Source organism: Paenibacillus sp. GP183 (genome assembly GCF_900104695.1).
GTDB lineage: Bacteria > Bacillota > Bacilli > Paenibacillales > NBRC-103111 > Paenibacillus_AI.
The window spans coordinates 4,015,006-4,041,370 of the sequence record NZ_FNSW01000001.1 but is presented as its reverse complement, the minus strand read 5'-3'; the positions used below and the strand labels follow the sequence as shown (position 1 = coordinate 4,041,370).

Below are 26,365 nucleotides of genomic sequence, written 5' to 3'. Positions count from 1 at the left end.
CCCCGCAGTTGATGATGCGGGGCATCTGCCGTTAAAAATGTATCAGAGAACCGAGTCCGGAATTTCTGGCTTTTTCGTATACGTACACAGCTGCTTCAAGATCTTGAACAGATAACCCTGTCGAATCAAACAAAGTAATTTCATGATTATTTTCACGACCCATTTTTTTACCGTTTACGATTTCTCCAATTTCTGCATAAAGTTCATTACGGGAAATCCCATGTTGAAATTCACCCATGATCGAACACTGCTCCCATAAATCACATACCATTTTATCCGGCTTCTTATCTATTTCAATTTCTCTTTTTCCTTTTGTATCGCTTCCTATTGCATTAATATGCGTTCCACTTTTTACCCAAGATGTTTTAATTATCGGTGAAAACGACGGTGTGGAGGTCACAATAATGTCTGCTTGTTCAGTTACTTCTTGAGGGTGAGTGTATATGCAAACATCTATCGCCAAACCTCTTTCAATAATTTCCTTTGATAATCTTTCAGCTCCATCTTCTGTCCTGCTGTAAATAGCAATTTTTTCGATGGGGAATTGGGTGAACAAACCTTCAAGCTGTGTTCTTGATTGTGTGCCGGTTCCAATGATACCAACAACTTTACTGTCTGGTTTCGCCAAATATTTGGCAGCAACTGCCCCAGCGGCTCCCGTTCGTATTCCCGTTAAATAATTGGCGCCTACCGCACATACCGGCTCACCGCTTTCCGCATTAAACAACAACATGGTGGATTGGTGATTCAATTTACCTTTAGCTGCATTGCCGGGCCAGAAACCGCCGGCCTTTAATCCAATGTATTTTTGTTGCTTCAAATAAGATGACTTAATACCGAATATCCCTTTATGGGCTGGAATTTCTTCTCGAATAGCAGGAAAAATTATACTTTTGGAATCGTTAAGCTCCGAATAAGCTTTCTCTACCAATTGAATGGCTTCTTTCATTGTCAGTAAGCTTTTGACATCATTTTCACCAATAATCATCATCTCGGACATAATTGTTCCTCTTTCTGAGATTAGTCTGCTTTTAATCCCGCTCCGCAAAGAGGAATCACAATTTTTTCCTCACCCACTGGCCCAAAATGCTTGGCATATTCCAAATAGCCGGCATAATTGGCAGCCGTCGTCGGCTCAACGTAAAAACCATACCGGGCCAAAGCCTCTCTAGCCTCGCCGATCATAGTCTCAGGCACCGTTACAACAACACCGCCGGTTTCGCGGATTGCGGCGAGAATCTGCCTGCTTCTCGGCGGATCGGCAATGGCTATCCCCTCAGCAGCCGTTCCAGAGTTCACAACCGGAACAGCCGTTTCGAGCTGGGCTTGGAAGGCCGCAGCAATCGGCGCGCATCTTTCAGCTTGTATGGCTACAAGCTTAGGCAGTTTACGGATCAAACCCAATCTGAGCAAATCCTTAAACCCATAATAAGCCCCTAGCAGCAAAGTTCCGTTTCCGACCGGCACAATCAGTACGTCCGGCTCCCCCAACTGCTCCCATATTTCGTAAGCATACGTTTTTGTTCCCTGATAAAAAAACGGGTTATATACATGGCTGGCATAAAAAGCTTCGTTTTGCTGCACAGCATCTATGGCCGCTTGTGCCGTATTTTCCCGGCTTCCCGGTATCACATGGACGTTCGCTCCGTGCATGCGAATCTGCTTGATTTTTTTGCTTGACGTATTTTCCGGTACATAAATATCGCAATCGATGCCCGCCCTGTTCGCATAAGCCGCGATAGACGTTCCCGCATTTCCGCTGCTGTCCGCAATCATCCGTCTCACGCCGAGCTCAACCGCTTTGGCGACGAGCACCGCAGCCCCCCGGTCTTTAAAAGATAGGGTAGGCATCATGTAATCCATTTTCAGTAAAATATTGGATTGCTGAGAGGATAAAGGCACAATCGGCGTACCGCCTTCGCCCATTGTAACGCCGCTCCACCCTTCATATTGCTTCGAAAAGGGCAGTGCCTCTCTATACCGCCATATATAATTTGGCCTCTGCCTGATCAATTCCAGGTCCAGACTAATCTCAGTCTGCTCAAGATCTAACAGCCCGCCGCATTCGCATCGCCATAGCGAAGTATTGGGGACAAACAATTTTTGGCATTGCGTACAAATATATCTCATGAGACGCCTCCTATTGAATCAGATCTCCGACAAAGGAGGACAACCCTCCATCAACACCGAATGCTTGCCCCGTTACAAAAGAGGCGGAATCACTGGCCAAGAAAACGGCGGCATTAGCCACTTCCTCGGGAGATCCCAATCGATTGAGCGGATAGTGTCTAAGCAGCTGTAATTCCGCTGCTGCCGGATCTTTCATTTTACCAAAAAATTGTTCCTCCAAAAGAGGCGTCCGGATGGAACCGGGGCATAAGCTGTTTACCCGAATCCCGTATTTGCCGTACTCGGCCGCAGCCGCCTTGCTGAGAAGGACAACTCCCCCTTTGGCCGCCGAATAAACGCCTAATCCCGGCCATGCGGCAAGACCTGCCACGGATGCCATATTGATAATACTGCCGTATCGCTGATTTCTCATAATCGGCAGCACATACTTCAAGCCTAAGAAAACACCTTTTAAATTCGTATCGATGGTGCGGCTCCACTCTTCCTCGGTCGTGTCTTCTATCGTTGTAAAATACTCAATTCCTGCATTGTTAAACAGGATATCGATTTTCCCGTATTGCTTGTGAGTGAAATCCATTAATCGTTTCACGTCGGACGCATCCGCCACGTTTATTTGTTGAAATACCGCCTGCCCATTTTGCCCGGATATCAGCTCAACGGTTTCCATTCCCATTTGTTCATTAAGATCGGCAACGACAACTGTTGCCCCTTGTTTGGAAAAAAGTAGTGCGGAGGCCCGGCCTATCCCTGAGCCTGCGCCAGTAATAATCGAAATCTTTTCTTTTAAGACCATGCTGGCGGTCACCTCCCCAAACAAATTACATCATAACTTCTCCCCCATTAGGGGATATCACTTGCCCGCAATAAAAATTGCCTGTATCTCCTGCCAGAAAGGCGATGCTGACGGCCACATCCCGTATCGTTCCTAACCGCTGCAAAGGAATTTTGGCTGCCAGACTATCGCGGATTTGATCTGCAGTCGTGCCCAGAAGACGGGCTTCTTCCTCGATCATATCGGTCTCTATCGGGCCGGGAGCAACAGCATTGACCAGAATACGATCTGGAGCCAATTCTCGCGCCAACGCCTTTGTAAATCCAATAATCCCTGCTTTAACCGCTGAATAATGAACGGAACCGGCTTCCCCGCGCTGTCCCCAGTTAGATGCGATGTTGATGATTCTTCCCCCGCCGTTGCTTTTCATATAGGGGATAACTTCTTGTGAGAAAAGAAAGCTTCCAGTCAAGTGTACATGAAACATTCTATTCCATTCAGCCAACGTAATTTCGGGGAACGGTTTCAGCCCTATAATCCCTGCATTGTTGACCAGAACATCGATACGACCAAATTCTTCTGCCGTCTGCTCAACCACTTTCTTGACGTCGGCCTGCTGCGCAACATCACCGGCTGCAGCAATCGCTATGAGCCCTTGTGAACGTATGTGATCAGCCGTTTTTTGCGCAAGATGTTCGTCGATATCGTTTATCGCTACTTTTGCGCCCAATGACGCTAACATTTCAGCGATTCCCTTCCCGATTCCACGCCCGGATCCCGTTACAATGACCGCTTTTCCTTCTAAATTAAACAAGGTTGTCATCCTCTCGTTAATTAAGTTTACTTGAGGGCCAAACCGTATTTCCAATCATTTTTATCCATCTCAGCAATGAAATTGACCATGACATCGATGACAGCCTTTTCGAGCAGCTTTCCTTTTTTCACTGTTCCTACACTGGGATCCCCACTGGCACCGGTATCCGTCAATTCTTCAAAGCGCCATTTGATATCGACATGTTCCGGAAGTTTGGGGACAACTCCTTTGGCATGTTCCATCTGCATCAGCTCAGGAAACAGGGCAAGCCCCATCGAAGTTTCCCCTTCGCCTGCATGACCCAAACCGTCCCACACTTCAAAGGTTCCAGGTGGAATCATTTTTCCGGCGGCTACCCACCAGTCGTTTAAACTGGCGATGACTACGTCCGGATGCTGAACTTTTACCGCACGCGCAGCCAATTCGATCGGAGCGATATTTCCATCGTGCCCGTTGATGATGATGATTTTTTTGATGCCATTGCGGATCACCTCTTGAAGAACTTCTTTAATGACATTGGTAATCGTTTCAGGCTGCAGGCTTACGACAAAAGGTAATTTATTATAATGAGCGCTGAATCCGTAATTAATAGGAGGAATAACCATTAATCCGTCGACCCGATCCGCAATCCTTTCCGCCAATCCGTTGGAAATTAAAGCATCTGTGCCAAACGGCATATGGTATCCGTGGTTTTCGAATGCACCCACACCGAAAATAACCTTATCAATTTTAGCCTGATTATACTGATTACCTGTCATTTTTGTTCCAATGTTCGCCATTTCATTCCATCTCCTCAGATTGATTTAGTTTACAGCGGGTTGACTGATCATGCGGCTATTGATAATATTTTTAACCTCTCCATTTACTATAACTACTACAGGAAACGAATTGCAATTGTGAGAGATTCCAATACGTTCCAAGGCATCAACTACAATCAAGCCGCCCGTTTCACCGGTTAAACGCGTCATTCGTTTAATCGCCTCTTCGGCAACATCCTGGGGATGTTTGCCCAATCGGATCTGATCGTCAACAAATTTTGCCGTTAAGGTCTGAATAAAGGCTTCACCTTTACCTGTACAAACAACTGCAGATTGATCGGATGAATAAATCCCGCCTCCGATGATAGGAGTATCTCCCACCCTTCCAGGCCGTTTCATGAATGAACCCCCGGTAGAAGAGCCCGCAGCCAGCTTTCCATCATCGTCGCAGATAATACAGCCAACTGTATCGGTCTCTTTCTTTATTCCGGTATATAAACTGAAATCCAGCTTCTTCCCTTCATCCAACATGCTGCGTGCCAGTTTCCAGGATTCAAGCTGCTCGCTGCTGATGCAATTATCTAATGGAATCCCTTTCTCCCGAGCAAATAAGGCTGCCCCCGAACCGGCTAATAGAACAGGATCGGATTCTTCCAGCAAACGATAAGCGACGCTAATGGCATACCTTGTTTGTGGCATCGCAGCAACTGCTGAAAACTTCCCGGTTTCTCCGTCCATAATGGATCCGTCTACTTCCACAAATCCGTCTCTATTCAATACGGAACCCAGTCCGGCATTAAAAAGCGGATTGTCTTCAAGCTCATTAACAGCCGCTTCAATTGCCTTCAAACGGCCTTCGGTCAGTTTAGCATAACCTTTAAGAGCACCTTTCTTTAAGCCTTCGATAAACGGGGCTTCCTCGCTTGTTTCCACGCTTCCATGAACAATGATTGTCGACACGAGATCTCCTCCTTATCTACGTTATTTGGTGTACACATCCTTTGGCGTCAACATGTTAAGAAGAGGTTCGCCTTCGCGGTACAGCCGCACGTTTTCGCAAATGATGTCCAACGATCGGGCAACCATATCCGGCATCCCTGGCGTACCATGAGGTGTAATCAGCAAATTGGGCGTATCCCAAAGCCTGGAGTCGGAGGGCAATGGTTCTTGGTCAAAGGTGTCGAGTCCGGCGCCGCCGATCCTTTTCTCATATAAAGCAGCAATCAAGGCATTTTCGTCGACAACAGGACCGCGCGCCATATTGATCAAGAAAGCGCTGGGCTTCATCAAACCAAATTCTCTATCCCCGATCAAATGATGCGTATCGTCGGTCAATCGGACTGACAACACGACCACATCGCTTTCCCGCAGCAGATCGTCGATCGTATCTCCGCGCTCCGCACAATACAACGAGTCTACACCTGGAGGCAATTCGGTTACACTGTGGCGATATCCCAGTACACGCATCCCGAAAGCTTTAGCTCTAAGGGCAACCTCTTTGCCGGTATATCCTAAACCGATAATTCCCATCGTCTTGCCGTATAACCCGCGGCGGTTTTGATAACCCGGAAGCCCTCCCCATTGATGTGCTTTTTGCATATTTTGCAATCCTGTCGAGTCATAAATCAACGATAAAGTGAAGTAAAAAACATGCTCGGCAAGAACCGGCGCTGAGCGTCCGGCAGAACCGGTCACCATAAGGCCTAACTCGAATATCTCAGAACGCGCAGATGCGTTTAAGCCCGAGTGGTCGCAGTGGACCCATCGCAAATGCGGCGCATGGATGAAGCGCTCGTCCAGATCGGCAGCTAGTATCGCTACATCGGCTTCTTTCAACGCCTCGGCTATACCTGCTTCATCATTTTGATCGAGATGGATGAATGTAGACGGCTCAAGCGCTGTCCGCAATTTCTCCAAATGCCAGCCTGTATAGGGCACAGTAGCCAATACGGTTCCAATACTTCTTTTTTTCAAAGCTGTCTCACTCCCGTTTTTCTTATAGGTAATTAACTAAATCTCGTCTCGCATAACTAACCAATATGAATATAATAAGGAAGTGTCACAAAACTGACGATAGTTGTTATAGCCACAGTTAGAGTAACCAGCTCCTCATCCCCGCCGAATTTCATGACCAAGACGGAGGCATTAATTGCAGCCGGCATACTCGATTGCACGAATAAAATGGAGGCCAAAAGACCCTTAATACCTAATAATCCAATACAAAGCTTAGCGAGAATAGGTACCGCCACCAATCTTAAACCTACCGCAGCCCATACCTCCGGTCTTCTGATCCCCTTAAAGCTGACATTGCGAAGCTGGAGACCAAGAATCAAAATAACAACAGCCGCATATGCGTTTCCCATTAGATGTAACCCATTTGCTATTCCCTTGGGAATAGCAATATGGCCAACAAATAGCATGATTCCTATGATTACTGCGTAAAGCAGCGGGGTTTTTACAATTTGTCTAATCGCATGTTTTGCGCTTACTTTCGCTCTTGAAGCGATATAGAGCCCTAACGTGTTCACCAGGATGACTTGCATGATTACGTAATTGAGACCTTGTGAAAAACCGACATTCCCATAAGCAAGCAGAAGTATAGGCAGTCCGTAGTTATTGGCATTGCCGAAAATTGTGGTCAAGGAGATTGACGCTCTCGATTCTTCACGAAAACGAAAGATGCGAGAAGTTAGCAAGGCTGCTATCCCGCAAGCCGCGGAATGCAATAATGTAAACAAGACTACTGCCTTTAAGTCTGCTGCATTATGTTTGGATTCTGTGAGTGAAATAAGAACAAGACTAGGAGCTAAGATAAATAGACTCAACGTTGCAAGACTCTGAATATCGATCGGTTTCCATTTTTGAATCAAGATGCCGCATACACAAGTCATCAAGATCGGTAATACGACTTCAAACATAACATTCCAGTAATTACTCATTGCTTACGCCTTTCATTATCTTGATGTATCGTACCAGCACTGCTTCATTTAGATAATGCCATCTCAATACGCGTGAAAACATATTTATTATGAGAACTTAGTATATGTTCGGCTTTTTCCAAATTTCCCTCTTCCAAGTAATGAACGATTTGTTTATGTTCCTCAAGCGATTTATTAATATTTTGGGTATCCAAAAGTGAAAACGATTGTATCGAAAGCAATGGAGCCCCTAATCTGTCGTAGGCATTGATGATGACACTGCTTTCCGAAGCAATAATAATCTGATAATGAAATTCATAGTTTAGTTTGGCATATTCACTGGTTTGATCTTGTTTTCGTTCCATTTCCGCAATTAGCAGCTTCATTTTATCCAGATAAGCTCGCAGATCCTTGGATATGATTTTTTCCAAAGCCAATATTTCAAGCAGATTCCTGATATCAAGAAGGTCTCGAATTTCATCGAACGTGTATCCTTTTACTACGGTGCCTCTTCGGGGGAACTTTTGCACAAAACCGTCTGATAATAACAAAGAGAAAGCGTCCCGAATCGGTCCTCTACTCGTACCGTACTCCTCCGCGTATTCTGTTTCTGTCAATTTATCTCCGGCTTTCAACGTGCCTTGCATGATCTTATTTACAATTTCTTCTTTAATTAAATAAGGAAGACTATGGTTGTCAGCTAATTTCCTGATAATAATATAAATCAACCTCCATTCATTTCATCCATTTATTGTTAATATAAATGACATGCAACGAAATGGCTACCCCCCATATTCTTTATCATGGGAGCTTCCGTTTTACAGCGTTCCATAGCATGAGGGCATCTAGTATGAAATATGCACCCTGTAGGGGGATTTAGCGGCGACGGGATATCGCCTTTCAAAATAATTCGTTCTTTTTTATACTTCGGATTCGGGATAGGAACAGCCGAAAGCAGCGCCTGGGTATAAGGATGCAAAGGCTGCTTGAACAATTCGTCAGTCGCTGCCCTTTCTACCATATTCCCCAAATACATGACTCCGATATGATCGGCGATATGTCTGACGACACTCAAATCGTGAGCGATGAACAGATAAGAAAGATCAAATTTATCCTGCAACTCTTGCAATAAATTAATGACTTGTGATTGGATGGATACGTCCAAGGCGGAAACGGGCTCATCGCAGATGACAATTTTCGGATTCACCGCGAGCGCTCTTGCGATTCCGATCCGCTGCCGTTGCCCGCCGGAAAATTCATGCGGATATCTATAATACTGCTCCTCCCTGAGTCCCACTTTATGGAGCAAATCCAACGTTCTCTCCATACGTTCTCTTTTCGTCCCCATATTGTGAATCTGCATGGGTTCTTCAATGGCATGACCGATGCATTGTTTGGGATCCAAAGAGGAATGCGGATCCTGAAAAACCATCTGCAATTCTTTTCTCATCTGCTGAAGCTCTTGTCCCTTTAACTTAAACAAATCCTTATCCCTGTAAATCGCTTGTCCTTCGGTGGGTTCCGTCAATCGGATAATTGTTCTTCCCGTCGTACTTTTGCCGCAACCGGACTCGCCGACCAATCCCATGGTTTCTCTTTCCCGCAAAGTAAATTCCACGTTATTGACCGCTTTCACATATCCTTTTACTTGTCCGAGCGGCGTCGAAATGGGAAAGTACTTTTTTAAATTTTTGACTGTAAGAAGAGGAGTGTTGCCCTCTGTTGACGGTTGCAGCATAGTTAAACCTCCTCTTGTAAGATCGATTTATAGTGCCAGCATCTTACGCTGTGACCTTTTCCGTCGTCTTGAATTTCTGGAGGAGTTTGCTCACAAATCTCGGTGGCGTAGGAACACCTCGGCGCAAAACGGCATCCTTGCGGAATATTGTTCAAAGAAGGCACCATTCCCTGGATTACGGACAGCTTTTTGGAGCGGTCTCCATCCAACTGAGGAATCGATTGCAGCAATCCTTTGGTATAAGGATGCAGAGGTGTGGTAAATAAATCGTTTACTTCAGCCTCTTCAATCACTTGACCCAAATACATGACCACCACACGAGTGCAGACTTCAGCAACGACTCCCAGATCATGCGTAATTAAAATAACACCCATATTCAATTCTTTTTTCAGGTCTTGAATCAGATCAAGGATCTGGGCTTGTATCGTTACATCCAATGCGGTTGTCGGTTCATCGGCGATTAAGAGCTTCGGCCTGCAGGCGAGCGCCATGGCTATCATAACCCTCTGTCTCATGCCGCCGGACAGCTCATGGGGATATTCGTTCACTCTTTTTTCAGGCGAAGGGATCCCTGTCAGCCGCAGCATTTCTACCGCTTGGAGATGAGCTTCCTTCTTGCCGAGATTCTGATGAGTGATGATGGATTCAGCAATCTGCTCTCCGATTGTGTATACCGGATTAAGCGAAGACATCGGATCTTGAAAAATCATCGAAATCTCATTACCCCGGATATTTCTCATTTCCTCGTTCGATAAGGAAAACAAATTGTGTCCCTTGTACAGGATTTCCCCTTCGTATTTCGTTGTCTTGTCGTTCAACAACTGTAGAATGGATTCGGAGGTTACGCTTTTTCCGCAACCCGACTCTCCTACGACTCCCAAAGTCTCCCCGGCATAAACTTTGAATGAAACGCCATTGACCGCGGTGACGGGTCCCATTTCCGTCGAGAACGTCGTTTTCAGGTCTTTGACCTCTAATAAGCATTCTTTTGGCATATTATTCCCCTTCCGATGGCGTGTCCCGGTTATTTTTTGGCTTTGTTGGTATGCGGATCCAGCAAGTCCCGAAGACCGTCGCCGAAGAGGTTTAATCCTAATACGGCGAAAATAATAAATATACTCGGAAAAACGGTCATCCACCAGGCCGAGTAGATGACAATTTTCCCATCTAATAATATGTTTCCTAAGCTTGGCGCCGGCGCAGGAATTCCCGCCCCGAGAAAACTGAGGGCCGCTTCAATGAATATGGAGACACCGAAAACATAGGTAACTTGCACAATTAGAGGTGACATCGTATTGGGAGCAACATGCTTCCATATAATCCGCAATGATCCTGCGCCTTGTGATTTTAATGCTTCGATATACGTTTGTTCTTTAACAACCATCGCCGCAGAACGAACGGTACGAGCAACTGTTGGCGTATTGACGATAGATAACGACAAAATTACATTCCACAGGCTTGGCCTAAGAGCTGCCATCAGAGCTATGGCTAACAGGATGGCAGGGAACGCCATCAATCCGTCACAGATTCTCATGAGAATATGATCCAAAATCCTGTAGTAAGCGGAATATAGACCTATTACGGTTCCTGTGATCATCGTGATCAGCGCAACCGATAAACCGACTATCATGGATACTCTCGTTCCATAAATAATTCGGCTGAATAAATCTCTTCCAAAATTATCGGTTCCAAAATAATGTGCCGGACTTGGAGGCTTCAGACGATTGACCACTTCCATTTGATCCGGCGCATATTTGGCAATAAAGACCGCAAATACGGATATCAGGACAAGCAGCAAAATAATAACACTGCCGATAACGACTGATCTATTTGACAGATACCGGCGGAAGAGCAAGGATCTCCGCTCTTTTTGAAATTGATTTTTCGCTTGCAAAGAATGCAATCTTCCTTCAATTGAACTGTTTTTCATCATCTTAGCCCCTTTTTGACGAGACCCGCACCCTGGGATCTACAACGCCGTATAGTAAATCCACGATCAAGTTAATCAGCACATAAGCTAGAGCAATTAATAGCACAGTGCCTTGCAAAACTTGATAGTCGCGTTGAGTTATCGAGGTAATGATAAGCTGACCCAATCCGGGGATGTTGAATATAGTCTCAGTAATGATCGATCCGGCGACAAGCATCCCAAAAGTTTGGCCAAGTACGGTTAGAATCGGAATAAATGCATTTCTCAGGGCGTGTTTATAAGTAATGAGGATCTCTTTGACACCTTTTGCACGGGCCGTTTTGATATAATTCAAGTTTAAAATATCCAGCATCGACGCTCTGGTCATCCTTGCAATAATCGCTGACTGGATTAAGCCCAATGATACGGCTGGTAAAATTAAATATTTCAAGTGATTCACTAATCCAGCGTTTAACGGTTTATATCCTGCAACAGGAAACCAATGCAATTTTACGGCAAAGAGCATAGCGAATAACAAGGCTAACAGGAAACTGGGGATGGCGATTCCGAGCAAGGAAAAAACCATGATCGATTGGTCAACGATGGTCCCTCTCTTCTTGGCCGCTATAATCCCCATGGGGATTGCGATCAAGATGGAAATTCCTTGTGCCAGTATAGATAAAGACAGGGTTGGACCCAAGTGATCCATAAAGATCTTCAGCACGGGTTGTTTGATAAATACAGACGTCCCAAGATCCCCTCTGAAGAGACCTATGAACCAGACAAAAAACTGTTCATATAAGGGAAGATTCAATCCGAGCTTCTCGCGCAGCTTTTCTATATCTCCAGGATTTGCATCAGAGCCAAGAATGACAGCCGCCGGATCGCCGGGCGTTAAATGTATAATAAAAAACACGACAAAGGCAACAGTTAATAATACAGGGATTAAAGATAAAATTCGCTGTAAAATGTAAGCCTTCATGAATTAATCCCCTCTCTATAAATGGCCAGCCTGCATGCTGCTTAAGCAGCATGCAGGCTGAAATAATACGGATGGACTTCGTTTAATTCTCGATGCTTGTATTCCAAAGAACCGGTCCGATAAACTCTTGGAAGCCTTTCACTTTCTTGGAGACCGCTTTGATTTGCTTATAGGTCCCGGTATTGATAACCGGTAAATCCTCCCAAACCAACTTTTGCAATTTCACAAACGATTCTGTCGCTTTCGCTTGAGTAGGTTGTGACTTAATTTCAGCCAAAAGCTTGTCAATTTCCGGATTGTTAGTCCAGCCGGCCCATTTTGATTTGGAATCCAGGAAAGGGAATTGGAACGGTGAAATAAAAGTTCCCTGGCCGGAGACAAACATATTATATTGATCCGGTTTGTTTCGACGATCCAGCTGGGTAGTAAAATCCATCACTTCCAGCTTGATATTCATGCCGATTTTACTCAGCTGCTGCTGCAAGTTAACAGCGGTATTATAATGCTCTATATAATCACGATTGGTTATAATCGTAATGGGTTCGCCGTTGTATCCCGCTTCCTTCAGCAATTGCTTAGCTTTTTCCAGATCTTGATGATCATAATTTTCTTTGCCCATATCCGTATACCAATTCGCTTGGGTAGGAGGGAAAAAGGAGTTTCCATAGTCATAGAATTCGCTGCTGGAAAAAGCGGCGGTCAGCAGCTCTTTTTCATTCAATGCCAGGTTTACCGCTTGACGAGCCTTTACATCCTTGAACAATCCTTGTTGTTTATTAAAAACAATGATGTGGATCCCCATCGGATAAACGATAGTACTAACGCCGGGCGCATTTTTCACTTGAGCTGCCGCATCATACGGCACAGCATTGGCCAAATCGTACTCTCCGCCTATGATTCCGTTCACGCGAGTCGAGCTGTCTGTGACGATATTGAAGTACAGATCGTCCACCAATGCTACTTTTTTCCCTGCAAGGCCGTCTGCCGGGGAAGATACAGCCGAATAACCCGCAAATTTCTTGAAATGAACATACTGATTTTGCTTCCATTCTACAAATTGAAATGGACCGGTTCCGATATATTCCTTAACTCCGGTAGCATCGGCGGCAGCGATTGTTTCTTTGGGCATAATTGCCGCGAACTGATCCGTTGAGGCCAAATCGATCAAGTTCAAAAATGAAGGTTTTTCGGGATGCAGGACAACTGTATACTCGTCTGTTGCTTCCCAAGTGGAGCTGCCGAAGTTCGCCTTTGCAACAGGGCCTTGCTGCCATCTAAGCATGGACGCAACAACATCTTCCGCTTTCATTTCCTTGCCATTATGGAATTTAACCCCTTTTCTTAATTTGAACGTGATTGTTTTACCGTCTGAACTTGCTTCAAAGGACTCTGCCAACATAGGAACAACTTTATATTTGGAGTCTAATGTCACAAGCGTTTCGAACATGTTTCTTGAAATGTCTCTCGTGGCTATAGCTGTTGTTATTTGCGGATCGAGTGTTGTCGGCTGTACATTATAAGCGAATTTTAACGTACCGCCTGATTTAGGTGTCGTAGTCGTAGTCGCGGTAGTATCGGCACTTTTCGAAGTACATCCGATTAAAGCTAAAACTAGTGAAGTTATTAGTAGAGTTGTCCAAAATTTGTTTTTCATGTTGGTTTCATTTCCCCTCTTTATTTTGTCGGAACCATGTTTTAAATAAAATTCAATTCCTTCTTGCCGTTATCCAAAACAATTCCTTTAACAATCTTCAGCGTGCCAACAACATCATTAAGATTAACTAGCTCAACCGGTGAATGTGAATACCTTCGAGGAGTAGTTAAAACTCCGAGTGGAATCCCTTTGCCGCTGGCAACCAACTTCGACGCATCAGTCATATAAGAATCCCCGATAAATGTCAAAAGCTGCAAAGGAACATCGGCTTTTTTCGCCTGCTCTTCGATCATTTCCCTCACCCGCGGATGGATGAACGTAAAGCCAAATCCGGGAACACCATCCGCAATCGGACATGCGGGACCTTTACCTAAATAAACCGGGAGCACTTTCTCAGTATCAATTTCCGGCGTATCGCCAGCGGGAATTGTATCCAGTACAATGGCATAATCCGGTACAATGGAATTACCCACTATGAGTGCGCCATGCTGCTCCACTTCCTCTCGAACGGTGACCACCCCATACAAGGTCCCTGCAAAATCCATTTCTTGAAGCTGATGAAATAATGCGATCAACACTGCACAATGAATTCGATTATCGACCGATTTCGTAGATATCAGATCCGGATTATGCATTTCCATAAAATCGCTTTGAAACACGATAGGATCACCAATCTTGATCCCCATATCTTCAACTTCCAATCTGGATGAGGCGCCTACGTCGATATAATATTCACGTATCGACTGCACCTGTCTCTTTTCGTCCGGCGTTTGCAAATGTCCGGGCTTTATTCCAATGATCCCAGGAATTTTATTGCTATTTATCCACACCTTTCTGCCTGGAAGCAATAGATCCGCTACATATCCAATCTTGTCAAAAGTGATAAATCCATTGGAAAAAATGTTCTTGACACAAAAACCGATTTCATCGGAGTGTGTGGAAATCATCAGCTTTGGCCCTGGCGCCGTACCATGTTTCACAGCAATCACATTGCCGAAATGATCAATTCTGACCTCATCCGCAATGGGAGTTAAACATTCTTTCAAGTATCTGACCACATCTTGTTCTGTGCCAGAAACTCCAACTAACCCGGACAAATCCTGAAAATATTTTCTTATCATCTCTTTGACCAAAAAAAATCTCATCCTTTGCTAGTAGAATCAGGATATCAACAATTTATACAAAGACATTTAGCAGAAAAATAGCTGCTTTTTAAGCATTCAGATTACAAATGTATATTGTTAACAATCTACAATTAATTATGTTAATTAAAATAACATACAGACTGGTTCGCGTCAATGATATTTATGGAAACTATGCATCAATCATTCAGAATGACAATTTTGATGTAATGTTCCATAACATAAAACTTAGATTTACGTTCATGCAATTAATTTTCTGAGATAAATTTGTAAATTTAGCTGAAATGAAATATATAACATCTCTATAGTGTGTAAAATAAAAGGCAAAAACCCGCTCAATGAGCGGGTTTTTGATATAGAGGCGAGGGAGTATCGAAATGTCCATTCAACTTAATCATGGCCGTATTTATAGTTTTTAGTCAAACGTACCTCAATCAGCATAAGCTGTGTAAAAAAGGAGGCTTCAGCTTATGTACTGGTTAACTATTTTGGCACTCGCCCTTTCCTCAAGTATCGATAACTTCGGAGTCGGAATTTCTTATGGCATTCGCGGTATTCGTGTAGGTCTTCTCTCTAACCTCATTATTTCCTTGATTGCGTTTATTTTCAGCGAAACGGGAATCCTATTCGGGCAATATCTTACAAAAATTATGCCTGGAGTATTATCTACTTTGATCGGAGCCATCTTTCTCCTTGTTATAGGCTTTAGGATTATCTTACTTACTCTTCCAAAGAAAAGAGTACCAATTCCAGACGATTTCAACAAACCTAAATCACAATCACACTCTAATATAACTGAATATTTGACTACCCCTGAAAAGGCCGATATCGATAATTCAGGTCATATTGGATCTTTTGAAGCCATTGCACTTGGTATTGCTGTTTCAATGAATGCTCTTACAAATGGGTTAGGAGCTGGATTAATTGGACTTTCCCCATTTGCTATATCTACGTCCGCAGCCATATTTAGCTTCCTTGCCATTTGGTGGGGGGTTGCTTTAGGCCGAAAGGTTTCAACCGTACGTATCGGTTCCTTATCGATGGGTCAATTTAGTACAGTACTTAGCGGAGTTATTCTATTGTTGATTGCTATAAAATCATTGATGTAGGGAATTATTTTCAGGCAATATTAATGGCACGCGCGGCCAATACAGCTACAATAACGAGTGAAATGGAGCCTTGGGTCATCATAAGAAGTTTTGCCCGCCTTGACATCACCATAGTGTCCGTAGGGCTGAATGCTGTGCTTGTGTTATAGGCCAAGAATAAATAATCCAAATAACCTGGCTTCCAGTCCCCCCAAAGCTTTGCATCTGAAATTAACTGAGGGAAGAGAAAGTCCACGGGTTCCAATTTATTTACATGACGAGCTGCTGGCCCTCCTTGGTCAATTTCCCAATACCACATGCTGAAAACCAATACATTGGCCGCCCATAGTATGAACGCATTTCGAAACAGAATTGATGCTGAAACCATATGTGAAAACAGATTCAATACCAGGAATATTACGCTGCTCACTAATCCAAGTGTAACCAAGCCTGTAATGGAAAAAGCAATAATTCGCGTCCATTTATGATGGCGCCTAATGACCGCCAGACCCAAGGGGATGAGTAAAATAAACGCTATCAACGGAACCATCCAGCTCGGACCTATAGTGACATTCTCCGATAATATGCTGAACAGAATGCCAATTAATAAGATGGCAAGCAGATAAGACCAACGAGGAATTCTTTGAATAGACTGCTTGACCATCTCAAATTCGGACTCATTTGTTTTATGATCCGGATTTTTATCCATTGGCTCATTAACCCCTTTAACTATTTTACATATGAACCTTTTTTTAAGGTTATCTTAAGTAAATTTTTATACTAGCCTCATGTTGATTTCATCTTTCTTTCATAAACCGTGGTTAAATTACCTATGTAAAACGAAACAAAAATCTAAGGTAAAGGTGGAAAAGAACGATGAAGAAACCAATCGAAAAAAAAATTCTAACAGGTGCGATAGCGGCGGCATTTTTGATCGGAGGAGCCGGGCTGCTGCATAATACTCAGGCAAACGCAGCTGCAACTCCAACGGGAACTACTGTTGTTCAAAACACCAAAAGTTCTGCCAATGACCATGGAAAACGAGGTTATGAACAAAATCTCATTAAGGAAACGGCCACTATTTTAAATGTGGATCCAACCGCGATTACTGACCAGCTCAAACAAGGAAAAACCTTGGTTCAAATTGCACAAGCCAAAGGGAACACGGAGGATGTTCTCCTGCAAAAGCTTACAGATGCTGAAAATCAATCCATCGCCGCTGCATTAGCTTCGGGCAAGATCACCCAAGCTCAAGCGGATAAGATGAAGTCCGGGCTTTCGGCTCGATTAAAAAAAGAGGTTGAGAATGTAGAAAAAAATGACGGCCATGAAAAAGGACGTGTCGGAGCTTTCGGAGATCCAGCAGCTTTATCCCAGATTCTTGGTGTCACTCGACAACAACTGAAAGCAGATTTACAGTCAGGCAAATCTCTGGTTGAAATTGCTCAGGCTAAAGGTATCACTGAGGAGCAATTGATTAACAAGATCAAAGACGGCATGACTGCTAAACTTAAGCAATTTGTTGAGAAAAAGGATACACCAGAGGCTGGAGACACTCCAGACAGCGCAACGGCGCAATAAGTTTAACATAGAAATGTTTCAAAGAATAACTCCAAAACGGCTCTGTTCGTAACATTTGCGAAAGGGCCGTTTTTTTGCTTTCAAAACACTTCAAGAAAGAGCGGTTTTCGATTTACGCTTTAACCTGAGGACGAGGATTTGTCTGATCACAAAGTAACAAATGACAGCTAAAATCCCTCCAATAATAACAGCTCCCAGCAATAATTCAGCGTCTTTGTGCAAAACACCTCTAGCCCAAGCCCATTTATGCCCATGCGGATCGAAGTTTTGATGGAGCAAGCTCTTTCCGATCTTTAATTCTAATGGTGCTAACGGAATATATACAAGCTTAGTAAAGAAATAGCCGACTACTGCTGATGTCATACTAAATTTCAACCACTTGACTACAACAATCATCAGAACAAAAGCAATGCCTATTGTTGGTATGGTCAACATTTCTGAGATTACCCCTATTGCAAAGCTCATTGCTACTAAATGAGGTCCTGCAGGGTCATTGAGCAATTCGTGCCATTTACTCACAATCTTGGTCTTCAGCTTAGTCATAAAATTTTTCATATGCCACCACCACTCTCGTTGCGCTTTATCTCTTAAAACATAGCATACCCCTTAGAAAGTTACTTTACCAGTATAGATAACTAAAATGAAAATACGGTGAGAGAAAAATCTAGCACCTGCTTGAATCACATTAACAGGGGTTAAAAAATATAAAAGCCCCTGACCATTTCGACTGGTCAAGGCTTTTATATTCACATACGATCTGATTAACCTGCCATTCCTATTAGCCGATCCCCCATAACCTGCAGCATACTCCGCAGTACATCGATGTTCTGAAAGCACAGCGAGAAAACTTGATCTTTATTTAGCTGCAGCAGGACGGTCGGGGTAGTCGCAGTGCAATCCGCCGAGCGGGGACCGCTATCGATAATGGCCATTTCTCCAAAACAGTCTCCTGTACCCAGGTAGGCGATTGTATCACCATCCCGATGGATGCGGACGGTTCCTTCGATGATTCCGTACAGCATATCTCCATAGTCGCCCACCTGGCAGATAACTTCCCCCGTCTCGTATTCTACTTCATCCACCATCTGCGCCAAACGAACGATATCGTCTGCGGACAGGTGCTTGAACAGATCAATTTTCTGCAAAATCAACACCCTGCGAAGAAGTGAATCCGGATGGTCTTTCCCGATGAATAAAGAAGCCGCAGCTGCTTCCTTGGCAGTTAATTCTGCCGCAACGGACGCGGCACCGGGTAGGGCCGTCATGTCCACCGCTTCGTTCGTTTGTTCTTTCTGCTGAGCCAAGACCGATCTTAGCCTGCGGGATAACCGTTTCATCATCTCGATAGCGATAGTCGACCGGTCGAACATGACTTCATAGAAATCATCCGAATCCAGCCTCCAAAACAAGCTGTCCTCCTCTACCTTCGCGTCCGCCGACCGCACCCTGCGAATCAGAACCCCGGACTGTCCGAAGGATTCCCCAGCCTTCCTCTCGCCCAACTTCTCTTCATCCCTATAAATTCCGACCGCCCCGCTCCGCACTAGATAGAGCGAGTTTCCGGGATCCTGGGCCTTGAAAATATATTCCCCACGGCTTGTACTCACCGTCACCAGTTTCAATGCCAAAGCGGAAAGCTCCCTGCTCGTCAGTCCATGGAACAAAGAGAAGTTCCGCAAAAGCCGAATACGATCCATATGATCCTTGAGTTCGTCGGACTCGTCAGGATACGCTGCGTACCGAATGATTTGGCGCAGCCACAAGTCGTCCTGTTCGTTCAACCACTCCAACTGCTTATCCAACTGAGATTCCGATCTAACGCCATTCATGTCCGCTGTCGGCATCGCCATGATTTTTGCCAATTCCATTCGGATCTGGCCTTTCGTCAGTTGATCCATAATTTCCATGGCGTTTGCCTGTTGGCGTGCGTCACCCTCCGACCAGTTCGCGTATACCGCCCGAATTGTCGAGTCATCAAAAATGAGGGCGAGCAATTGAAAAATCCGCCAAACGACCGCCGATCGAATCTGTCCGGCGACTTCCGCCACTTCCCCGTAGGCTTGAATGGCAGACAGCCCCGCCATTTGCTCCGATATCTCCCAGTACAGCTCCATCTCTTGCTCAACCAGTCCCTCGATGACTGAAGCCTGCTTGTCTGCGACCGTTACGCTTCGAAGCATGCGGACTAAGGCTTCCAGCAGCTTGTCCCTCATCTCGAGGCTAGACGAAGAATACAATGCGACAGCTTATCGAACGCCAAAGGCGTAGCGATTCTCTCGAATACCTTCGGCAAATGCAGTGGAGACAGCGGCCGATCGAAGTAAGGCACGAGCAACGGGATCATTTTCTTCTCATCGTACTCTGCCAGAGCCTCGATTGCATCCTTGCGAGTGCCTCCGTGTTGAAGCAGCGGCACAATGTACGAAACGAGCTCCGGCACTTGCAGAGTTCCCGCTGACCGAAGCGCACGACGACGGACCTGTGCAGATTCGTCCTGAAGCAACGGGATAAGCGGCTTGTAAAACTCTTTGATGCCGATTCTCCCGAACAGGGCCGCCACAGCGCTCCTGTCATCTTCGTCGGCACTTTCAAGCAAAGGCTTCAAGATGCACATTTGACAGTTTGGATTCAAATGCTTCAAAAGAGGATACGTCCCCCGCATCCAGCTGCAGTGCGGCAGCCTTTCGGCCGTTGCCTTCGATTTCCTTGACGACCGATTCCGCTTCATCTTTCCGGGTATGATAAGTGACGATGACATCTATTCCTTTGCGGGACAACGCGATGGCTGAATTCCTGCCTAGCCCGCGGCTGCCTCCTGTAACTAACGCGATTTTCTGAGTTGTTTCCATTGTGCATGCTCCTTTAATAATGTGATTGACCACTTGATCTTACTAATTTTGTGGTCTATAGTGAGAATATCACTTCGAGTTAACTCTAAGTCAAGACAAAGGGTGAAAATAATGAACTTTACTATTAACGAGGTGGCCAATAAATTCGGCCTGACCGCGCACACGCTGCGTTTTTATGACAAAGAGGGCCTTCTGCCCTTTATTGCAAGGAACAAATCCGGTAACCGGATGTTCACCGAATTGGATCTTAACTGGGTAGCAATGATCTGTTGCCTGAAGGATACTGGCATGCCGATCAAAGACATCAAGCAATACACGGATTGGTGCACGCAGGGCAGCGAAACGATTGACTCACGGAAAACAATGCTCACCGCTCACCGTAACCAAGTCTTGAAGCAAATTGACGACTTGAAGAATAACCTTGAGCTCATCGATTCGAAAATCGCGATCTACAATGATCCAGATAAGGCCCGAATGATGGACCAGCAATTGGATAAAATAACAACGGAAAATTAACCCCCGTTAACCTTCCCCGCAGTCTAGGATCATATTCTAGGCTGCTGTATTTATTTTGTAATCACTTTTCAACCCAAAAATGATCAATTGCTATAAAAATTAAAATACATAAAATGTAATTTATTCTATTATTTTATAATTTAAACTTAATAGCTGATGTTTTAAAATAACTAATATATAAATGTAAAAGGAGATTACCAATGAAAAAGTTACGTTATGCTGCCTTGTCTTTAGTTCTTATCCTATCATTAACAGCGTGTAGCACAGCTAATAAGCCAACATCAGCTCAACCAGCAGCTACTACCACATCCCCCTCTCCGTCAACTCAACATACAACTGTTACCACATCCCCTTCTCCATCAGCTCAACCGAGTGCTACACAATCAACCGTTTCAACACCTAACTCCTCAAACGCTTCAGCAACTATAGCAGCAACTCCAAAGCCAACTACTAAAGCAACTCCAAAAGAAGAAACAGCCGTTGTCAAAATCCTTAGTGTGACATCTCCAGCCGCACGAAATTCTACCGCAACCCTAAAAGCCAATGTTGCACCAGGGGCAACAGCATCTATTGTTGTTCATTATAAGAGCGGTCCTAGTACCGCTGCGGGTCTTGAATCAAAAAAGGCTGATTCAGATGGCAATGTAAGTTGGTCTTGGCACGTTGGAGGAAACACCACTCTTGGAAACTGGGGAATTACTGTTTCATCTGGCAATTCAAGCGCAGAAACAACATTTGAAGTTGTTCATTAAGATGAAAAAATCCCCATTTGCTTATTAGCAGTGGGGATTCTTTTCTTATCTTTGCATTATCTTTTTAGAGAGCTCATTTTTGAACAAAACGTCCTCAAATTCCAATGATAGAGGAAATCAAGATACTACTGCAGAAACTTGTTCATAAGGCTTTATTATGCCATATAAAGTTTTGATTGCAGGGATTTCCACACTGAGCCGCGAAGCTAATCTTAAAGCTCCTCCGTGCAAACTCTCAACTTCCAAGGGTAACCCCTTGGATAAATCCTGATGCATAGATGAAGTAGAGCCTTTGGGCAATTGACGTACTCTCTGAAAAATGAATTCCACAAAATTGTCGGGAAATTGTACTTCATTCGCATTCGCCAACATCTGCATCTCAGTCAATACTTGACGGAATACGTCTTGTGTCGGTTGGGTAGCAAGAACGTCATGGATCTCCAGCCGTGCCGCAGTCGTTACCCCTGAGAATGCGGCAATAAATGCATACTTCAACCAAATTTCCAGTGTAATATTCTCTTTGTACAAACACCGCATATTCGCAACTGTGAGAGCCTTATCCAGCTGTAGGCATAATTGTTCCTGGCTTGGCTGCAGGGCACCGATCATCATATCGTGAGGTCCAATTTGAATGATACGTCCGTCGCTATCCAGTGTGGCAATTACCTGACTAACTCCCCCCATCACGGCTTCTTTCCCTAAGGCCTGCTGCAAAAGCTCAAAATGCTCGACCCCGTTCAACAGCGGCAGCACTTTGGCTCCTTTATTTACAAGAGAACGTATTTGCTCGATTACCTGCTCCAAATGATAGTTTTTCACAGCGATGATAACGACATCACATGCTACAATCTCCTCGGCGTGAACCGCCATTTTTACATTTTGTATACTTGCATCACCATGGTGACTCTTAATCAACAACCCCTTGTGTCTAAGCTGCTCTGCCCGCTTCTCCCGAACCATAAAGGTAACGTCCAGTCCCGCTTCAAGCATTCTACCACCGAAATATCCTCCTACTGCTCCCGCTCCAACAACAGTAATTCTCATTTTTCACCTCATCAAATGGAATCAAGTTCAATAAACGATATATTCGATTAGAAAACATGTTATTCCTTCCTTATTACCACAATTATCCTTGCCCTATTTATGTTACATATTCTCACTCGATTTACCTCGTTATTGTATTTACCGTGTTTCAATGTAAATATATTTTACATAGTTTGGTACTTTTTCATTGCGAATCGGAATATATCATTTATAATAAATGTAATATATACCAAATTAGTAGGAGGTAGACTATGAACCGTTTAACAAAATTTTTAGCAGGCTTCACGCTAGTAGCACCACTTATGATTGGCCCCTCTATTAATAGTTTTGCAGCCAATCGCCCGACGACCATGGGAACAAATGGAATGGTCACCACTTCCAACTACCTCGCCTCTCAAGCCGCTCTAAAAGTGCTGCAAGACGGAGGCAATGCAGTAGACGCAGCCATCGCAGCCGCTTCTACATTGGCCGTTGTCTATCCCCATATGAATAGCATCGGCGGAGATAACTTCTGGTTGATCTACAATGCGAAGACCAAGGAATTGAAAGGTTTGAACGCAAGCGGACACTCGGGTGAGAATGCGACCATAGAATTCTATAAAAGCAAAGGATACGAAAAGATTCCGGCGCGCGGATTCTTGGCGGCTAACACAGTACCCGGAGCTGTATCCGGATGGCAGGAAGCGTATAACTACGCGAAAGAGACAATGGATAACAACTTGCCGTGGAGCAAGCTGCTCGACTCCTCTATCGGCTATGCGGAAAACGGTTTCCCAGTAACACCAAGCCAAGAGAGTAACACCGTTGCCGTATTGGATACAACCGATTTAGAATTCAAAAACCTGCAGCGATTTGACAGCTTTGCTAAAACCTATCTGAAGGAGAACGGCAAGCCTTACAAAACCGGCGAATTGTTCATTCAACAGGATTTGGCCGAAACATTGAAAGTGATCCAGGAGGAAGGAGCCGACGGTTTCTACAAAGGCGACGTGGCCGAGAAGATCGTAGCTGATTTACAAGTCAATGGAGGATTGCTGACCCTAAAGGATTTCTCGATGCATCATGCCGACTGGGTCAATCCGATTACGGTAAATTACAGAGGTTACCAGGCTTATAACCTGCCGCCGAATACGCAGGGCATGGCCTCCTTGGAAATTTTGAACGTGCTGAACAACTTCGATTTGAAAAAAATCAAGGAAGGCTCGGCGGATTACTATCACTTGATGGTTGAAGCAACCAAACAAGCTTTCGCCGACCGGGATAAGTATTTGACGGATCCGGCCTTCAGCCAAATTCCTTTGAACTATTTACTGTCTGATCAGCACGGCAAAAACTTGGCGGCTCGCATTAACATGACCAAGGCCGCAACTGATGTGAAACCGCTCGATCCGAAGGGTGATACCGTATGGTTCGGCGTCGTGGATAAAGATGGCAATGCAGTTTCGATCATACAAAGTATTTATCATGAATTCGGCTCAGGCATCGTTCCGAAAGGAACAGGCGTCTTGCTTCAAAACAGGGGCAGCTTCTTCTCCTTGGATAGAAATCATGTGAATCATTTGGAGCCGAATAAACGTACGTTCCACACCTTGAATCCTGCCATGCTGTTCAAGGACGACAAACCTTATCTGGTATATGGAACCATGGGTGGTGAAGGCCAACCGCAAACGCAAGCTGCTCTGGTTACCCGCATTATCGATTACGGATTCAGCGTACAAGATGCGATTGAAGCTCCAAGATGGCTGCATGGCCGTACATGGGGCGCATCCTCCAACGATTTGAAACTCGAGGGACGCATACCGGCTGATGTTGTACAAGAAATGAGCCGCCGCGGTCATCCCGTGAAAGTACTTCCGGACTATTCGGCTACGATGGGCCATGCCGGCGCGATTCTGATTGATCCTACGACTAATGTCAAATTTGGCGGAGCGGATCCTCGCGGTGACGGCGCTGCTGTAGGGTATTAAGCCAGTAAAAAAGACGCAGTCATTTTTGCTTGAAGATGGCGTTCGGAAAACTGAACTTGAATTGGAATTATAAATAATACGATTGCAGTAATCGAACAACGATGCTGTATAAAGCAAAAAGGAGCTTGCCACTGACCTTCAGTGGCAAAGCTCCTTTTCGTTGTTGTGGATTACAATATGGAGGTGAGGTGTGGCAGTTCAAATCCACAATCCGTCGATTACAATTGATTCAGTTGCATACTTCATTTTTTGATACAATTCGAATCAAATTTACGACAAAACTCCAAATTAATGATTGACATGATACAAAATGTGCCATAAAATAAAAACAAAAAGCGATACTAATTGTAACATTTTAACTGATATGAGAGAAAGGTTAGGGATGAGAATGGTTGAAATTATGTCGCTGAATCATGAAAAGAGGCGAATAGCGTCAGAAGGTTTTTCGAGCTGCGACCCCTATAAACTTGTTGACGAGAGCGTTACACAGATTAATGAGATTTTTCAGGTGAGTCGCCATTCGAAAAAAGTGCCACTTTTATATTTTCAGCAACAAATCATTCCACATATCCATCAAATTACAAATAAACCAAATTTATTAATATTACTCACGTCACTGAAATCCCAAGATGATTACACTTATCGACACAGTTTCGCTGTAGCAGTTATTTCCACATTAATTGGAAAATGGTGCGGTTTGAAAGAAACTGAACTATCAGAATTAGCTATTTCAGCCTTACTTCATGACATAGGCAAGCTGAAAATTCCATTAGACATTCTTAATAATTCGGGGAAACTGACAAAGGATGAATATGACTTCACGAAGAAGCATTCCATTTTCGGTTACGAAATGATTAAAGAAACAGCAGGGAGCAGCCATAGACAAGCATTAGTGGCTCTCCAACATCACGAAAGGCAAGATGGCAGCGGATATCCATTTGGGATAGGGGCAGACAAAATCGATCTCTTCAGTCGTATTGTTGGTATAGCTGATGTGTTCCATGCGATGACTTCTAAGAGAGCATACCGCAATGCTTTTCCATTTTACGAGACACTGAAACAAATGCATCAAAATGCATTCGATATCTTCGATGCTCGAATTATTCATTTGTTTTTGAATAAAATGATGCAATTACTCGTAGGGAATCATGCTTTATTAACAGATGGAAGAACAGGTTGCATTATCATGATCAACCCCGAAGACCCGATTCGTCCCTTAGTGCGCGTCGAGAAAGCATTCGTTGACTTAAGTAAAGAATCGACCATCCATGTTGAACAAATAGTAGCATGATTCAATTCCACAATAAGGAGGTTAATTAACAATGGCAAATGTCATGGTCGTGGACGATACTGCATTTATGAGAATGGTGTTAAAAAAAATATTGGAGGAAAGTGGCTTGAAAGTTGTGGCAGAAGCAACTAATGGTAAGGATGCCGTAAAATTGTTTAAGCAGGTTAAACCTGATCTGGTGACAATGGATATAACGATGCCTGATATGGACGGTTTGCAAGCTTTAAGAGAAATCAAGAAAACTCATGCAGACGCAAAAGTGATTATATGTTCGGCAGTAGGCCATCAGTTCAAGGTAATTGAAGCGATACATGCGGGTGCTAAAGACTTTATTGTTAAACCTTTTCAAAAAGATAGGATTCTCGTTGCAATTAATAAAGCCTTAGAATTTTAACCTCTAATAAGTCAGTTCCCCGAAGCAATTTTTCTCTCATATAAGATGCGCCTGTTAATGTACCCT

Annotated in this window: 28 protein-coding genes; 7 read left to right on the top strand and 21 right to left on the bottom strand. The window is 44.2% G+C overall.

All coding sequences use genetic code 11. The features are described 5' to 3' along the window. Positions 1–31 precede the first annotated feature (31 nt). The 15 genes from BLV33_RS19915 to BLV33_RS19845 all read right to left on the bottom strand — a co-directional run bounded on the left by BLV33_RS19915 (position 32) and on the right by BLV33_RS19845 (position 14,808). Entirely contained in the window at positions 32–1,000 is a 969-nt protein-coding gene (locus BLV33_RS19915) for an ornithine cyclodeaminase family protein (protein ID WP_090795640.1), read from the bottom strand. 20 nt (positions 1,001–1,020) lie between these two features. Continuing rightward, entirely contained in the window at positions 1,021–2,130 is a 1,110-nt protein-coding gene (locus BLV33_RS19910; RefSeq protein WP_090795636.1) for a threonine synthase, read from the bottom strand. A 10-nt stretch (positions 2,131–2,140) separates the two neighbouring features. Then, positions 2,141–2,923 carry an SDR family NAD(P)-dependent oxidoreductase gene (locus BLV33_RS19905; protein WP_090795631.1) on the bottom strand — a complete coding sequence of 261 codons (783 nt, stop codon included), beginning with the start codon at positions 2,921–2,923 and terminating at the stop codon, positions 2,141–2,143. A 25-nt stretch (positions 2,924–2,948) separates the two neighbouring features. Next, positions 2,949–3,716, bottom strand: a complete 768-nt coding sequence (locus BLV33_RS19900; protein WP_171909215.1) for an SDR family NAD(P)-dependent oxidoreductase — start codon at positions 3,714–3,716, stop codon at positions 2,949–2,951. A 26-nt stretch (positions 3,717–3,742) separates the two neighbouring features. Then, positions 3,743–4,495 (bottom strand): creatininase family protein, encoded by a 753-nt coding sequence (locus BLV33_RS19895; RefSeq protein ID WP_090795621.1) that lies wholly within the window; start codon positions 4,493–4,495, stop codon positions 3,743–3,745. Positions 4,496–4,519: 24 nt separating this feature from the next. Continuing rightward, complete coding sequence (locus BLV33_RS19890; RefSeq protein ID WP_090795618.1) at positions 4,520–5,434, bottom strand: isoaspartyl peptidase/L-asparaginase family protein; 915 nt, start codon at positions 5,432–5,434, stop codon at positions 4,520–4,522. A 21-nt stretch (positions 5,435–5,455) separates the two neighbouring features. After that, positions 5,456–6,448, bottom strand: coding sequence for a D-2-hydroxyacid dehydrogenase (locus tag BLV33_RS19885; RefSeq protein WP_090795614.1), 993 nt, complete (start codon positions 6,446–6,448; stop codon positions 5,456–5,458). A gap of 56 nt (positions 6,449–6,504) precedes the next feature. Next, positions 6,505–7,413 (bottom strand): AEC family transporter, encoded by a 909-nt coding sequence (locus BLV33_RS19880; protein WP_090795609.1) that lies wholly within the window; start codon positions 7,411–7,413, stop codon positions 6,505–6,507. 44 nt (positions 7,414–7,457) lie between these two features. Further along, positions 7,458–8,120: a GntR family transcriptional regulator gene (locus tag BLV33_RS19875; protein WP_090795606.1), complete on the bottom strand. Its 663-nt coding sequence runs from the start codon at positions 8,118–8,120 to the stop codon at positions 7,458–7,460. 26 nt (positions 8,121–8,146) lie between these two features. After that, on the bottom strand, positions 8,147–9,130 hold the full coding sequence (locus tag BLV33_RS19870; protein WP_090795602.1) for an ABC transporter ATP-binding protein: 984 nt from the start codon (positions 9,128–9,130) through the stop codon (positions 8,147–8,149). Between the two features lie 2 nt (positions 9,131–9,132). After that, a complete protein-coding gene (locus tag BLV33_RS19865) occupies positions 9,133–10,125 on the bottom strand; it encodes an ABC transporter ATP-binding protein (protein WP_090795597.1) in 993 nt (330 codons plus the stop codon). A gap of 29 nt (positions 10,126–10,154) precedes the next feature. Further along, positions 10,155–11,060 carry an ABC transporter permease gene (locus BLV33_RS19860; protein ID WP_253187119.1) on the bottom strand — a complete coding sequence of 302 codons (906 nt, stop codon included), beginning with the start codon at positions 11,058–11,060 and terminating at the stop codon, positions 10,155–10,157. Between the two features lie 4 nt (positions 11,061–11,064). Further along, positions 11,065–12,021 carry an ABC transporter permease gene (locus BLV33_RS19855; protein WP_090795590.1) on the bottom strand — a complete coding sequence of 319 codons (957 nt, stop codon included), beginning with the start codon at positions 12,019–12,021 and terminating at the stop codon, positions 11,065–11,067. Positions 12,022–12,103: 82 nt separating this feature from the next. Next, a complete protein-coding gene (locus BLV33_RS19850) occupies positions 12,104–13,675 on the bottom strand; it encodes an ABC transporter substrate-binding protein (RefSeq protein ID WP_090795587.1) in 1,572 nt (523 codons plus the stop codon). Between the two features lie 41 nt (positions 13,676–13,716). Further along, on the bottom strand, positions 13,717–14,808 hold the full coding sequence (locus BLV33_RS19845) for a M42 family metallopeptidase (protein ID WP_253187118.1): 1,092 nt from the start codon (positions 14,806–14,808) through the stop codon (positions 13,717–13,719). 479 nt (positions 14,809–15,287) lie between these two features. Between BLV33_RS19845 and ytaF the strand changes: the two genes are divergently transcribed. Then, a complete protein-coding gene (gene ytaF / locus BLV33_RS19840) occupies positions 15,288–15,926 on the top strand; it encodes a sporulation membrane protein YtaF (RefSeq protein WP_090795579.1) in 639 nt (212 codons plus the stop codon). Positions 15,927–15,936: 10 nt separating this feature from the next. Here the strand turns inward: ytaF and BLV33_RS19835 are convergent, their stop codons facing one another. Next, the gene (locus BLV33_RS19835) at positions 15,937–16,614 is read right to left on the bottom strand and encodes a hypothetical protein (RefSeq protein WP_090795577.1); all 678 of its coding nucleotides are present in this window, start codon (positions 16,612–16,614) and stop codon (positions 15,937–15,939) included. 167 nt (positions 16,615–16,781) lie between these two features. On the opposite strand from BLV33_RS19835, the gene BLV33_RS19830 reads away from it, so the two are divergent. Continuing rightward, positions 16,782–17,486, top strand: coding sequence for a hypothetical protein (locus BLV33_RS19830; protein WP_090795573.1), 705 nt, complete (start codon positions 16,782–16,784; stop codon positions 17,484–17,486). A 90-nt stretch (positions 17,487–17,576) separates the two neighbouring features. On the opposite strand, the gene BLV33_RS19825 is transcribed toward BLV33_RS19830, so the two are convergent. The 4 genes from BLV33_RS19825 to BLV33_RS19810 all read right to left on the bottom strand — a co-directional run bounded on the left by BLV33_RS19825 (position 17,577) and on the right by BLV33_RS19810 (position 20,335). Continuing rightward, positions 17,577–18,041 carry a DUF2062 domain-containing protein gene (locus BLV33_RS19825; RefSeq protein ID WP_090795569.1) on the bottom strand — a complete coding sequence of 155 codons (465 nt, stop codon included), beginning with the start codon at positions 18,039–18,041 and terminating at the stop codon, positions 17,577–17,579. Between the two features lie 206 nt (positions 18,042–18,247). Then, the gene (locus BLV33_RS19820; protein WP_171909214.1) at positions 18,248–19,666 is read right to left on the bottom strand and encodes a cyclic nucleotide-binding domain-containing protein; all 1,419 of its coding nucleotides are present in this window, start codon (positions 19,664–19,666) and stop codon (positions 18,248–18,250) included. 29 nt (positions 19,667–19,695) lie between these two features. Continuing rightward, on the bottom strand, positions 19,696–20,127 hold the full coding sequence (locus tag BLV33_RS19815) for a HEAT repeat domain-containing protein (RefSeq protein ID WP_171909213.1): 432 nt from the start codon (positions 20,125–20,127) through the stop codon (positions 19,696–19,698). Beyond that, entirely contained in the window at positions 20,075–20,335 is a 261-nt protein-coding gene (locus tag BLV33_RS19810; protein WP_090795562.1) for an SDR family NAD(P)-dependent oxidoreductase, read from the bottom strand. Before BLV33_RS19810 ends, BLV33_RS19815 begins: the two co-directional genes overlap by 53 nt. Before the next feature lie 111 nt (positions 20,336–20,446). On the opposite strand from BLV33_RS19810, the gene BLV33_RS19805 reads away from it, so the two are divergent. Continuing rightward, positions 20,447–20,851 (top strand): MerR family transcriptional regulator, encoded by a 405-nt coding sequence (locus BLV33_RS19805; RefSeq protein WP_090795558.1) that lies wholly within the window; start codon positions 20,447–20,449, stop codon positions 20,849–20,851. Positions 20,852–21,051: 200 nt separating this feature from the next. Further along, positions 21,052–21,603 (top strand): hypothetical protein, encoded by a 552-nt coding sequence (locus BLV33_RS28890; RefSeq protein ID WP_139305780.1) that lies wholly within the window; start codon positions 21,052–21,054, stop codon positions 21,601–21,603. A gap of 117 nt (positions 21,604–21,720) precedes the next feature. Here BLV33_RS28890 and BLV33_RS19795 read toward each other — a convergent pair whose 3' ends face one another. Next, positions 21,721–22,647 (bottom strand): ketopantoate reductase family protein, encoded by a 927-nt coding sequence (locus BLV33_RS19795; protein WP_090795550.1) that lies wholly within the window; start codon positions 22,645–22,647, stop codon positions 21,721–21,723. A 302-nt stretch (positions 22,648–22,949) separates the two neighbouring features. On the opposite strand from BLV33_RS19795, the gene ggt reads away from it, so the two are divergent. From ggt to BLV33_RS19780, 3 genes are all read left to right on the top strand, one after another. Next, positions 22,950–24,614 (top strand): gamma-glutamyltransferase, encoded by a 1,665-nt coding sequence (gene ggt, locus BLV33_RS19790; RefSeq protein WP_216234853.1) that lies wholly within the window; start codon positions 22,950–22,952, stop codon positions 24,612–24,614. Between the two features lie 382 nt (positions 24,615–24,996). After that, positions 24,997–25,905: an HD-GYP domain-containing protein gene (locus tag BLV33_RS19785; protein ID WP_171909212.1), complete on the top strand. Its 909-nt coding sequence runs from the start codon at positions 24,997–24,999 to the stop codon at positions 25,903–25,905. A gap of 31 nt (positions 25,906–25,936) precedes the next feature. Next, a complete protein-coding gene (locus tag BLV33_RS19780; protein WP_090795537.1) occupies positions 25,937–26,299 on the top strand; it encodes a response regulator in 363 nt (120 codons plus the stop codon). Positions 26,300–26,365 lie beyond the last annotated feature (66 nt).

Bases quoted from the DNA above. Each gene is read 5' to 3' on its own strand.
- BLV33_RS19915 (WP_090795640.1), bottom strand. From the start codon at position 1,000: ATGTCCGAGATGATGATTATTGGTGAAAATGATGTCAAAAGCTTACTG.
- BLV33_RS19910 (WP_090795636.1), bottom strand. From the start codon at position 2,130: ATGAGATATATTTGTACGCAATGCCAAAAATTGTTTGTCCCCAATACT.
- BLV33_RS19905 (WP_090795631.1), bottom strand. From the start codon at position 2,923: ATGGTCTTAAAAGAAAAGATTTCGATTATTACTGGCGCAGGCTCAGGG.
- BLV33_RS19895 (WP_090795621.1), bottom strand. From the start codon at position 4,495: ATGGCGAACATTGGAACAAAAATGACAGGTAATCAGTATAATCAGGCT.
- BLV33_RS19880 (WP_090795609.1), bottom strand. From the start codon at position 7,413: ATGAGTAATTACTGGAATGTTATGTTTGAAGTCGTATTACCGATCTTG.
- BLV33_RS19870 (WP_090795602.1), bottom strand. From the start codon at position 9,130: ATGCTGCAACCGTCAACAGAGGGCAACACTCCTCTTCTTACAGTCAAA.
- BLV33_RS19865 (WP_090795597.1), bottom strand. From the start codon at position 10,125: ATGCCAAAAGAATGCTTATTAGAGGTCAAAGACCTGAAAACGACGTTC.
- BLV33_RS19860 (WP_253187119.1), bottom strand. From the start codon at position 11,060: ATGAAAAACAGTTCAATTGAAGGAAGATTGCATTCTTTGCAAGCGAAA.
- BLV33_RS19855 (WP_090795590.1), bottom strand. From the start codon at position 12,021: ATGAAGGCTTACATTTTACAGCGAATTTTATCTTTAATCCCTGTATTA.
- BLV33_RS19850 (WP_090795587.1), bottom strand. From the start codon at position 13,675: ATGAAAAACAAATTTTGGACAACTCTACTAATAACTTCACTAGTTTTA.
- ytaF (WP_090795579.1), top strand. From the start codon at position 15,288: ATGTACTGGTTAACTATTTTGGCACTCGCCCTTTCCTCAAGTATCGAT.
- BLV33_RS19835 (WP_090795577.1), bottom strand. From the start codon at position 16,614: ATGGATAAAAATCCGGATCATAAAACAAATGAGTCCGAATTTGAGATG.
- BLV33_RS19830 (WP_090795573.1), top strand. From the start codon at position 16,782: ATGAAGAAACCAATCGAAAAAAAAATTCTAACAGGTGCGATAGCGGCG.
- BLV33_RS19825 (WP_090795569.1), bottom strand. From the start codon at position 18,041: ATGAAAAATTTTATGACTAAGCTGAAGACCAAGATTGTGAGTAAATGG.
- BLV33_RS19820 (WP_171909214.1), bottom strand. From the start codon at position 19,666: ATGCTTCGAAGCGTAACGGTCGCAGACAAGCAGGCTTCAGTCATCGAG.
- BLV33_RS19810 (WP_090795562.1), bottom strand. From the start codon at position 20,335: ATGGAAACAACTCAGAAAATCGCGTTAGTTACAGGAGGCAGCCGCGGG.
- BLV33_RS19805 (WP_090795558.1), top strand. From the start codon at position 20,447: ATGAACTTTACTATTAACGAGGTGGCCAATAAATTCGGCCTGACCGCG.
- BLV33_RS28890 (WP_139305780.1), top strand. From the start codon at position 21,052: ATGAAAAAGTTACGTTATGCTGCCTTGTCTTTAGTTCTTATCCTATCA.
- BLV33_RS19795 (WP_090795550.1), bottom strand. From the start codon at position 22,647: ATGAGAATTACTGTTGTTGGAGCGGGAGCAGTAGGAGGATATTTCGGT.
- ggt (WP_216234853.1), top strand. From the start codon at position 22,950: ATGATTGGCCCCTCTATTAATAGTTTTGCAGCCAATCGCCCGACGACC.
- BLV33_RS19785 (WP_171909212.1), top strand. From the start codon at position 24,997: ATGAGAATGGTTGAAATTATGTCGCTGAATCATGAAAAGAGGCGAATA.
- BLV33_RS19780 (WP_090795537.1), top strand. From the start codon at position 25,937: ATGGCAAATGTCATGGTCGTGGACGATACTGCATTTATGAGAATGGTG.